This window comes from Streptomyces sp. NPDC001135, assembly GCF_053598395.1.
On record NZ_JBSFKD010000053.1, the window covers coordinates 9,173 to 19,770 of the forward strand.

General features: G+C 74.1%; 8 protein-coding genes. 7 read left to right on the plus strand and 1 reads right to left on the minus strand.

The genetic code is table 11. From position 1 onward, the window contains the following. Positions 1-233 precede the first annotated feature (233 nt). A complete protein-coding gene (locus ACWC94_RS39700; RefSeq protein WP_450802311.1) occupies positions 234-2,378 on the minus strand; it encodes a GTP-binding protein in 2,145 nt (714 codons plus the stop codon). Positions 2,379-2,634: 256 nt separating this feature from the next. Here ACWC94_RS39700 and ACWC94_RS39705 point away from each other — a divergent pair, with 256 nt between their 5' ends. From ACWC94_RS39705 to ACWC94_RS39735, 7 genes are all read left to right on the plus strand, one after another. Further along, a complete protein-coding gene (locus ACWC94_RS39705) occupies positions 2,635-3,153 on the plus strand; it encodes a (2Fe-2S)-binding protein (RefSeq protein ID WP_450802313.1) in 519 nt (172 codons plus the stop codon). After that, positions 3,150-5,636 carry a xanthine dehydrogenase family protein molybdopterin-binding subunit gene (locus ACWC94_RS39710; protein ID WP_450802315.1) on the plus strand — a complete coding sequence of 829 codons (2,487 nt, stop codon included), beginning with the start codon at positions 3,150-3,152 and terminating at the stop codon, positions 5,634-5,636. Before ACWC94_RS39705 ends, ACWC94_RS39710 begins: the two co-directional genes overlap by 4 nt. Further along, complete coding sequence (locus tag ACWC94_RS39715; protein WP_450802317.1) at positions 5,633-6,487, plus strand: FAD binding domain-containing protein; 855 nt, start codon at positions 5,633-5,635, stop codon at positions 6,485-6,487. The genes ACWC94_RS39710 and ACWC94_RS39715 overlap by 4 nt, the downstream gene beginning before the upstream one ends. A gap of 144 nt (positions 6,488-6,631) precedes the next feature. Continuing rightward, positions 6,632-7,378 carry an AAA family ATPase gene (locus ACWC94_RS39720; RefSeq protein WP_450802319.1) on the plus strand — a complete coding sequence of 249 codons (747 nt, stop codon included), beginning with the start codon at positions 6,632-6,634 and terminating at the stop codon, positions 7,376-7,378. Between the two features lie 5 nt (positions 7,379-7,383). Beyond that, positions 7,384-8,712 (plus strand): vWA domain-containing protein, encoded by a 1,329-nt coding sequence (locus ACWC94_RS39725; protein WP_450802321.1) that lies wholly within the window; start codon positions 7,384-7,386, stop codon positions 8,710-8,712. Then, entirely contained in the window at positions 8,705-9,808 is a 1,104-nt protein-coding gene (locus tag ACWC94_RS39730) for an XdhC family protein (RefSeq protein WP_450802323.1), read from the plus strand. Before ACWC94_RS39725 ends, ACWC94_RS39730 begins: the two co-directional genes overlap by 8 nt. Positions 9,809-9,829: 21 nt before the next feature. Further along, positions 9,830-10,465, plus strand: a complete 636-nt coding sequence (locus ACWC94_RS39735) for an SRPBCC family protein (RefSeq protein ID WP_450802325.1) — start codon at positions 9,830-9,832, stop codon at positions 10,463-10,465. Positions 10,466-10,598: the final 133 nt, after the last annotated feature.

Genomic DNA, 10,598 nt, shown 5'->3' on the forward strand with positions numbered 1-10,598 from the left:
ACGTGGGGGGGGGGGGGGGGGGGGGGGGGGGGGGGGGGGGGGGGGGGGCGCGCGGGGGGGGGGGGGGGGGGGGGGGGCGCGCCCCCCCACCGCCAGGAATCCGCAGAGGACGACCAGGACAACCAGCAGACGCACCCGGATGTTCGGCATGTCCACCACAGTCCGGCCCGGTCCGGGCAACGTCAATACCACCTGACTCACAGGTAAGTTGACTGCCGGTCGGCCCACTGCGCTCAGTCGCCCACCCTGCGTGTCACGTTCAGCAGGTACTCCTTGCGGTTCAGCGGGTTCTGGTCGGTACGCGGCCGCTCGGGGACCGTGCCGCGGGTGACCGGCGCGTAGTGGTCGAAGGCCGTCTCCAGCTCCCCCTCGCCCCGGGTGAGACCGGGCAGCCGCTGCTCCAGCCCGTGCACCCGGGCGGCCGGCACGGTGCCCTCCAGCACGACGGCCGCGCCGGGTGCGGCGGTGGACTCCGGTACGGCGGTGGTCTCCGGTACGGCACCCAGCCGCGCGAGCACCGGGAGCAGCGCGCCGAGGGTGTCGGCCGGGGCCTCGAGCCGGAAGCGGTGCAGGGGCTCGTGCACGAGGGTGCCGGCCCGGCGCAGCGCCTCGGTCAGGACCAGCGGGGTCAGGCCCCGGAAGTCGTAGCCGGTGCTGGACATGCTCTTGTCGAAGCCCTGGTGGGCGTGGCTCTGCCGGGGCGAGTAGCCGGAGTGGGTCATGGTGACCGCGCAGTCGGGGACCTGCCAGCCGTGCAGTCCCTGGCCGAGGGTCTCGCGGACGGTGTCCTCGACGGCCTTGAAGAAGGCGTACGGCATCGAGCCGAGCTCCACCTCCAGCCGGAACCGCACGCCGGAGCCGGGCGGTGCGGGTTCGACGCGCAGGCCGACGGTGGCCAGGAACGGGTTGGCGTCCTTCTTGTTGAACTCCACCGCGTGACCGGTGCCGGCCGGCCGTTCGATGCACAGGGTCGTCGTCTCGCGGAAGGTGACGTCCAGGCCGTACTCCTCGGCGAGGGTCGCCTGGACGACCTCCTTCTGCACCTCGCCGTACAGGGACACGGAGGTCTCCCCGCGCAGGTCGTCGTGGCGGACCGCGATGAGCGGGTCCTGTTCGGCGAGCTGGGTGAGGGCCAGGTGCAGGGAGCGCCGGTCCGTGCCGGGGCCGGGGACGACGACGGTCTCCAGGGTGGGCGGCGCGAAGTGGTGCGCGTACGCCGCGCCGGGACGGCCGAGGGCGTCACCGATGCGGATCCCGTCGAGTCCCCGCACCTTGGCGATCCGCCCCGCCCCGGCCCTGTCCCGCGGCACGTCCCCGCCCCGCTCGAACACACTGATCCCGGTGACCCGCCCCTGCGCCCGCGCCCGGGCACCCCGGCCCGCCGGGCCCGCGTCGGGGCGCGTGCCGCTCCCCCGGACACCGGCGGCCCGCCCCGACCTCCGGTCGTCGGACGGCCGGTCCCCCGCACCACCGCCGCCGCCCCGGCCCCTGCCCTCGGCCGCGGTGTCCTCCTCGCCCGCACCCCCGAACGGGATCCGGGCGCGGATGCGCAAGGTGCCCGAGAAGACACGGGCGTAGGCCACCTTCTCTCCGGACGGGCCGCGTTCGACCTTGAAGACCGTGGCCGACAGGGGGCCGGCCGGGTCGCCGTCGGCGGTGGGCAGCAGGTGTTCGATGCCGGCGATCAGCTCCGGTACTCCCGCGCCGGTGACGGCGGAGCCGAAGTACACCGGATGGACCAGTGCGCGCCGGGTCTGGGCGGCCAGGGCGGCGTGCAGGCGGGCCGCGGGCACCCCGCTGTCGAGGTACGCGGCGAGGAGGTCGTCGTCGTGGTCGGTGAGGGCGTCCAGCGCCGAGGGGCCCAGGCCGGGCACGAAGCAGGCCGCGCGGGTACCGAGACCGGCGGCCCGGCCCATCGGGACGAGCGGTACGGCCAGCCGGTGGGCCATCTGGCGGACGACCTCGTCGGCGCGGGCACCGCGCCGGTCGATCTTGTTGACGAAGATCAGGGTGGGGATGCGTAGCCGGCGCAGGGTGCGCATCAGCACCCGTGTCTGCGCCTGGACGCCCTCGACGGCCGAGACGACCAGGACGGCACCGTCGAGCACGCCGAGCACCCGCTCGACCTCGGCGATGAAGTCCGGGTGACCGGGGGTGTCGAGGAGGTTGACGGTGACGCCGTCAAGGGGGAACGACACGACGGCGGACTTGATGGTGATACCGCGCTGCCGCTCCAGCGCGAGCGTGTCGGTGGTGGTACTGCCGGCGTCGACGCTGCCGATCTCGTCGATCACTCCGGCGGTGTGCAGCAGCCGTTCGGTCAGGCTGGTCTTACCGGCGTCGACATGGGCGAGGATTCCGAGATTGAGCAGATGCACTGAGCGTGATGTCCTTCGGCACGGGGTGGGTTCCTTCCTGGGCGGACATGCACGCAGCGCGCATCGCTGGTCCTCTCTGTGTGACGGCGGGTACCGCGCAGTGCAGCAGACACCGGCACCCGCCAGCAATGGATTAACGCTCAACGAAAGCCGTGGCGCAGCACTCGCCGCACTCGCCGCGTCCAGAGCGCGGTCGTAGGGTGACGTACATCACGCCAGGTGGCTGAAACCCTCTCCCGCACGGTCTGGAGGGCCCATGACCCGCATCTCGGTGCACGTGGACGGCACGACGTACGAGGACGACGTGGAACCCCGTCTCCTCCTGGCCCACTACCTCCGCGACCGCCTCGGCCTGACCGGCACCCCGATCGGCTGCGACACCTCCAACTGCGGAGCGTGCACGGTCGACCTGGACGGGGCGAGCGTGAAGAGCTGCTCGGTGCTCGCCGTCCAGGCGGACGGGTGCGAGGTGACGACGATCCAGGGGCTCGCGAAGGACGGCGAGTGGACGCCGCTGCAGCGCGCGTTCCACGAGAAGCACGGCCTGCAGTGCGGCTACTGCACCCCGGGCATGATCATGGCGGCGCGCGATCTGCTCCGCGAGAACCCGCACCCCGGCCCGGAGGAGGTCCGCAAGGCCCTGGAGGGGAACCTCTGCCGTTGCACCGGTTACCAGAACATCGTCCGCGCGGTGCTCGCCGCGTCCGGGCAGCAGGACTCCCCCGGGCAGCAGGACACCTCCGGGCGCCAGGTCGACGAGGAGGTCACGGCATGACCGGCCAGGCCGTCGAACACGAGGTCGGCCGCGCCCGGCTGCGCAAGGAGGACGCCCGGCTGATCACCGGCCAGACCACCTGGACCGACAACATCCAGGTGGCAGGGCTCCTGCACCTGGCGATCCTGCGCAGTCCCATGGCTCACGCCCGCCTCACCCGCGTCGACGTCTCCCCCGCCCTCGAACGGCCCGGGGTCGTCGCCGCCTTCAGCGGCGCCGACCTCGCCGAGGGGATGGGTTCACTGCCGTGCGCCTGGCCGGTGACCGAGGACATCGTGCTGCCGGACCATCCGCCCGTCGCCGTCGACGAGGTCCGCTACGCCGGCGACCCGGTGGCGGTCGTGGTGGCCCGCGACCGCTACGCCGCCGCCGACGCACTGGAGGCGGTCGAGGTCGACTACGACCCGCTGCCCCCGGTCCTCGACCTGGAGGCCGCGCTCGCGGAGGACTCCCCGCTGGTCCACGCGGACAAGGGCACCAACCGCTGCTACACCTGGCCCCTCGCCACCGGTGAGAGCTTCGACGCGGTACGGGACCGCGCCGAGGTGACGCTGAGGCGCCGCTTCCACCAGCAGCGGCTGATCCCCAACGCGATGGAGCCGCGCGCGGTGGTCGTCACCCCGCTCGCCGCCTCCGGCGAGTACACGGTCTACTCGGCGACCCAGATCCCGCACATCCTGCGGATCATGCTCGCCACGGTCACCGGGATCCCGGAGCACAAGCTGCGGGTGATCGCCCCGGACGTGGGCGGCGGCTTCGGCTCCAAGCTCCAGGTGTACGGCGAGGAGGCCCTCGCGCTCGCGGTCGCCCGCAGGCTCGGGCGGCCGGTGAAGTGGACCGAGTCCCGCTCCGAGGGCGCGCTCGCCACCCACCACGGCCGCGGCGTGATCCAGGACATCGAGATCGCCGCGACCCGCGAGGGGAGGCTGCTCGGTCTGAAGGTCGACCTGATCGCCGACATGGGCGCCTACCTGATGCTCGTCACACCGGGCATCCCGATCCTGGGCGCGTTCATGTACCCGGCGATCTACAAGATGGACGCCTACGAGTTCACCTGCACCGGCGTGTTCACCACCCGCACCCCCACCGACGCCTACCGCGGCGCCGGACGCCCCGAGGCGACCTTCGCCATCGAGCGGATCATGGACGAGCTGGCGGTCGAACTGGGCCTGGACCCGGTCGAGTTGAGGCGCCGCAACTGGATCCGGCACGAGGAGTTCCCGTACACCTCGATCGCCGGACTGACCTACGACAGCGGCAACTACGAGGCGGCCACCGAGAAGGCGCTCGCCCTGTTCGGCTACGACGGCCTGCGGGCCGAGCAGCGGGAACGCAACGAGCGCGGCGACCCCGTACGGCTCGGCATCGGCGTGTCGACGTACACCGAGATGTGCGGTCTCGCGCCGAGCCGGGTGCTGCGCGACCTGAGGTACGGGGCCGGCGGCTGGGAGGCGGCGAGCATCCGCATGCTGCCCACCGGCAAGGTCGAGGTCGTCACCGGCACCAGCCCGCACGGGCAGGGCCACGAGACCTGCTGGAGCCAGATCGCGGCCGACGTGCTCGGCGTGCCCTTCGAGGACGTCGAGGTGCTGCACGGAGACACCAAGGCGGCCCCGCAGGGCATGGACACCTACGGCTCACGGTCGCTGGCCGTCGGCGGCGAGGCCGTGCACCGGGCCGCGAGGACGGTCGTCGACAAGGCCCGGAAGGTCGCCGCCCACCTGCTGGAGGCCAGCGAGCAGGACCTCGAGTTCAGCGGCGGCGTGTTCTCCGTGAAGGGCTCCCCGGAAGCCCGCAGGACGATCCAGGAGATCGCGTTCGAGGCGTTCACCAACCACGACCTGCCCGACGGCGTCGAGCCGACCATCAACGCCGAGCACGTCGTGGACCCCGAGAACTTCTCCTACCCGCACGGCACCCACCTGTGCGCGGTCGAGGTCGACACGGAGACCGGGAAGACGCGGATCCGGTCGTACGTCTGCGTCGACGACGTGGGCCATGTCGTCAACCCGATGATCGTCGAGGGCCAGGTGCACGGCGGGCTCGCGCAGGGCATCGCCCAGGCGCTGTACGAGGAGGCCGTGTACGACGCCGACGGCAACCTCGTCTCCGGCACCCTGGCCGACTACCTCGTGCCGTCGGCGGCCGACCTGCCGGACTTCACGACCGATCGGACGGAGACCCCGGCGACCTCGAACGCCCTGGGTGTCAAGGGAGTCGGGGAGGCGGGGACGATCGCGTCGACGCCCGCCGTGGTCAACGCCGTCGTGGACGCGCTCAGGCCGCTCGGCGTGCGGGACGTGCGGATGCCGTGCTCGCCGCACCGGGTGTGGCAGGCACTTCAGGAGGCACGCTCCGCGGGGGCCGCCGGGACCGGCACGGCCGGCGGCACGGGCCAGGCCCGGTCCGGGCAGTCCGGACAGGCCGCGCAGTCCGGCGAGCTGGGTCAGTACGGCCGGCCGGGTGAGGAGGGTTCGGCATGATTCCCCCCGCGTTCGAGTACACCCGTCCCACGAGCGTGGACGAGGCGGTCCGCGCGCTCGCCGACGCGGGCGAGGAGGCGAAGGTGCTGGCCGGCGGGCAGAGCCTGCTGCCGCTGCTGCGGCTCAGGCTGGCCTTCCCGGAACTCGTCGTGGACGTCGGCCGGATCCCCGAGCTGCGCGGGGTCCGCGAGGACGGTGACACGCTCGTCATCGGCGCGCTGACCACGCACCACGAGGTGGTCCACGACCCGCTGGTGCGCGAGCACGCCGGGCTGCTGGCCGAGGCGACGGCCACGGTCGCCGACCCGGCCGTCCGGCACCGGGGGACCCTCGGCGGCTCGCTGGCGCACGCCGACCCGGCCGGGGACCTGCCCGCCGTGGCCCTGGCCCTGGACGCCGACCTGGTCGTCACCGGTCCGGGCGGCCGGCGCACGATCCCGGCCCGGGAGTTCTTCGTCGACTACCTCCAGTCCGCGCTCTCCCCCGACGAGCTGCTGACGGAGGTGCGGATCCCGAAGACCGGCGGCTGGGGCTTCCACTACGAGAAGTTCCATCCGGTCGCCCAGTCCTGGGCCATCGTCGGCGTCGCCGCGCTGGTACGGCGCGGCGGCGGACGCATCGCGGAGGCGCGCATCGGGCTGACCAACATGGGCTCGACCCCGCTGCGGGCCGGCGCGGCCGAACAGGCGCTGGCCGGTGCCGAAGGGCCCGAGGCCGTGGCGCGGGCCGCCGAGGCGGCGGCCGAGGGCACCCGGCCGTCGCAGGACCTGTCCGCCTCGCCCGAGTACCGGCAGCACCTGGCGCGGGTGCTGACCCGGCGGGCGGTGCTGACCGCCACCGGAATGGGGTGAGCGCCGATCATCCGGACCGACGACCCGGAGCAGGTACGGGCCCGCCTGGAGGAGACGGGGTATCTCGTCGACGAAGGGCTGGCCGTCACCTGTTACCTGGCCCTGAGGCTGCACCGGCCGCTGTTCTGCGAGGGCGACGCGGGTGTGGGCAAGACCGCGCTCGCCGCCGCCCTGGCCCAGGCGCTGGGCGCGCCGCTGATCCGGCTGCAGTGCCACGAGGGCATCGACGCCTCGCAGGCCCTGTACGACTGGGACTTCCCGCGTCAGCTGCTGCACCTGAGAGCCGCCGAGGCGGCCGGGGTGACGGACGCGGACCGGCTGGAGAGCGAGCTGTACGACCGGCGCTTCCTGATCGCCCGGCCGCTGCTGCGCGCCCTGCAGACGCAGCCGTCGGTGCTGCTGGTCGACGAGATCGACCGGGCCGACGACGAGTTCGAGGCGTTCCTGCTGGAGCTGCTGTCGGAGTACTCGGTCACGATCCCGGAGCTGGGCACGCTGCGCGCCGACGAACCGCCGGTCGTCGTCCTGACCTCGAACCGGACCCGGGAGGTGCACGACGCGCTGAAACGGCGGTGCCTGTACCACTGGTTCGACCATCCCTCCTTCGCCCGCGAACTGGCCATTGTGCGGCGCCGGTTGCCCGGGGTGTCGGCGCGGCTGGCCGAACAGGTGACGGCACTGGTGCAGGCGCTGCGGGGCGCGGACCTGCTCAAACCGCCCGGCGTGGCGGAGACCCTGGACTGGGCCGAGGCCCTGGACGCGCTGGGGGCGAGCGAGGTGGACGCGGAGCTGGCCGTGGCGACGCTGGGCTCGGTACTGAAGTACCGGGAGGACACGGACCGGGCACGGGGGCTCGATCTCGCGGCGGTCCTCGCGGCCCGGGGCGGGTGAGGGCGATGGCAACGACCGGCAGCGGCGCGAACCGGCCACCGGCAGCGGACGCCGTTCCCGACGGCGGGAACGCACGGCTGCGCCCCCCGCCCGCGGAGTGGCACGCGGCGAACACCGACCGGCTCACGGCGGACACCGGGACGGACACCGACCCGCTCAGGACCCACCCCGAGCCGCTCGGGGCGGATGCCGTGCTGCTCGGCTTCGTGCGTGCGCTGCGGGCGGCGGGGGTCGACGCGAGCAGTGAGCGTCTGTACACGTTCCTGCGTGCCGTGAGCGCCCTGCGGCCCGGGGTGCGCGCGGACGTGTACGGGGCGGGACGGGCGACGCTGTGCGGCGGGCACGACGATCTGGAGCGGTACGACCGGGTGTTCGCCGCGTACTTCGGCCCCTGCGGCGCGCGGTCCCCGCACCCGGTGCACACCGCTCCCCCGCCCCGGCTCCGGCTCGTCGCCCGGCAGGCACCCCACGGCCCGTCCGCACCGGACCCGGACGAGGGGGAAGCGCCGGGACCGCCCCTCGCCGCGCTCGCCAGCTCGGCCGAGGTGCTGCGCCACCGCGACGTGGGCGAACTGGACCCCGCCGAGCGTGCCCAACTGCGCCGTCTGCTGGCCGTGTTCACGCTGCACGGGCAGACCCGGCGCTCGGCGCGGCGCAGGCCGGCCCGGCGCGGCGAGGTCGATCCGCGCCGTACCGTACGGGAGTTGCTGCGGCGGGGCGGGGAGCCGGCCCGGCTGCGGCGGCACACACGGGTGCAACGGCCGCGACGGGTGGTGCTGCTCGTCGACGTGAGCGGCTCGATGGCGCCGTACGCCGACGCGCTGCTGCGGTTCGCGCACGCGGCGGTGCGTGCGGGCCGCACCGAGGTGTTCACCATCGGCACCCGGCTGACCCGGGTGACCCGGGAACTCTCGCACCGCGACCCCGACCTGGCGATGGCGGCCGTCGCGGCGGCCGTGCCCGACTGGCGCGGCGGCACCCGCCTCGGTGAGCTGGTGCGCGAGTTCCTGAACCGCTGGGGGCAGCGCGGGATGGCGCGCGGGGCGATCGTCGTGCTGCTCTCGGACGGCTGGGAGCGCGGCGATCCGGAGCTGCTCGGGCAGCAGATGCGCCGCCTGCACGCCCTGGCCCACCAGGTGGTCTGGGCGAACCCGCGCAAGGCGCGCCCCGGTTACGCGCCGCTGGCCGCCGGGATGGCAGCGGCGCTGCCCAGCGTGGACGCGTTCGTCGAGGGGCACAGCCTGGCGGCGCTGGAGCGGCTGGCTGCGGTGGTGCGCGGCGCTCGGGCCGGTGGGGACCCGGTGGTCCCGGTGAGAGGAGCGGATGGTGCGTGAGATCCTGCCGGCGCTGGCGCGCTGGCACGCTTCCGGTGTTCCGTTCGGGCTGGCCACGGTCGTCGCGGTCAGCCGCAGCGCGCCGCGCGGCCCCGGTGCCGCCATGGCGGTGGGGCCGGACGACGAGGTCGTGGGAAGCGTGTCCGGGGGCTGTGTGGAGGGCGCGGTGTTCGAGCTCGCCCAGGAGGTGGTGGCGAGCGGCGAGGCCCGCCTGGAGACGTTCGGCTACAGCGACGAGGACGCGTTCGCGGTCGGGCTCACCTGCGGTGGTGAGATCACCCTGCTGGTGCGGCCGGTGACAGCGCGGTCGGACCCGGAGTTCGGCGCGGTCGCCGCGTCGGTCGCCGGGGGCGAGCCGGTGACCGTGGCGACGGTGGTGGACGGACCCGCGCCGCGCGGCGCCACGCGCGCCGTCTGGCCGGACCGGGCGGCGGGCACGCTCGGCACGAGCGGCCTCGACGTCGCCGTCACCGCCGACGCTCGCGGCGAACTCGCGCTCGGCGCCTCCCTCCTGCGGCACTACGGTCCGCACGGCGAGCGCCGCGAGGACGCCGTGACCGTGTTCCTCCAGTCGTTCGCGCCGCCGCCGCGCATGCTGGTCTTCGGCGCGATCGACTACGCGGCCGCCGTGGCCCGGATCGGCGACTTCCTCGGCTACCGGGTCACCGTGTGCGACGCCCGCCCGGTGTTCGCCACGCCCAGGCGCTTCCCGGCGGGTGTCGAGGTCGTGGTCGACTGGCCGCACCGCTATCTCGCGGGCACGGAGACCGACGACCGCACGGTGATCTGCGTCCTCACCCACGACCCGAAGTTCGACGTGCCGCTGCTGGAGGAGGCGCTGCGCCGCCCGGCCGCCTACATCGGGGCGATGGGCAGCCGGCACACCCACGAGGAGCGACGCGAACGGCTCACGGAGGCCGGCCTGACCGGCGCCGAGCTGTCCCGGCTGCGCTCGCCGCTCGGGCTCGACCTCGGGGCCCGTACGCCCGAGGAGGTCGCCGTCTCCGTCGCCGCCGAGATCGTCGCCCTGCGCTGGGGCGGCAGCGGCGCGCCGCTGACGACGACCGCCGGGGCCATCCACCCGACCCCCGTCTGACGCGTCCGGAAGGAGCAGGGCATGGAACTGCACCACGAATTCACCGTCCCCGTCCCGGTCGACGGCGCCTGGCACGCGCTCCTCGACATCGAACGGGTCGCGCCCTGTCTGCCGGGCGCGGTGGTGGAGGACTACGACGGCAGGACCGTGACCGGCTCGGTGAAGGTCAAGGTCGGCCCGGTCACGGTCGCCTACCGGGGCACGGCGGTCTTCGAGGAACAGGACGCGGTGGCACACCGGATGGTGCTGGTGGCGAACGGCCGGGAGACCCGGGGCCAGGGCACGGCCCGTGCGAAGGTCACCGGCACGCTCACCGAACGCGACGGCGCGACGACGGTGTCGGTCCGGACCGACCTGACGGTGACCGGGCGCCCGGCGCAGTTCGGGCGGGGGGTGCTGGCGGAGGTGGGCGACCGCCTGGTGGGCCAGTTCGCGACCTGCCTGGCGGACCGGCTGACGCAGTCGCCTCCAGCCGCCGTGGAGGAAGCTCGGCAGCGGGACGAGACCGAGCCGGAACCGCTCGACCTCCTGCGCACCGCGGGACTGCCGGTGGCCAAACGGGCGGCGGTCCTGGCGGCAGCGGTGGCGGCACTGGCATGGGTGGCGACGCGGCTGCTACGGCGCAACCGGAAGAAGCGCACGTTTTCACGCCGGTGACGCGCACACCTCAGGGCGCGGGGCTGTATCGATGTGCGGCTCCGCCGTGTGGGCGAACCCGGCGGTGGTGTCGCTGCCGGTACACCGTGCGCCCCTGGGGATCCCGGTCGACGGCCATCTCCAGCCAGGCCAG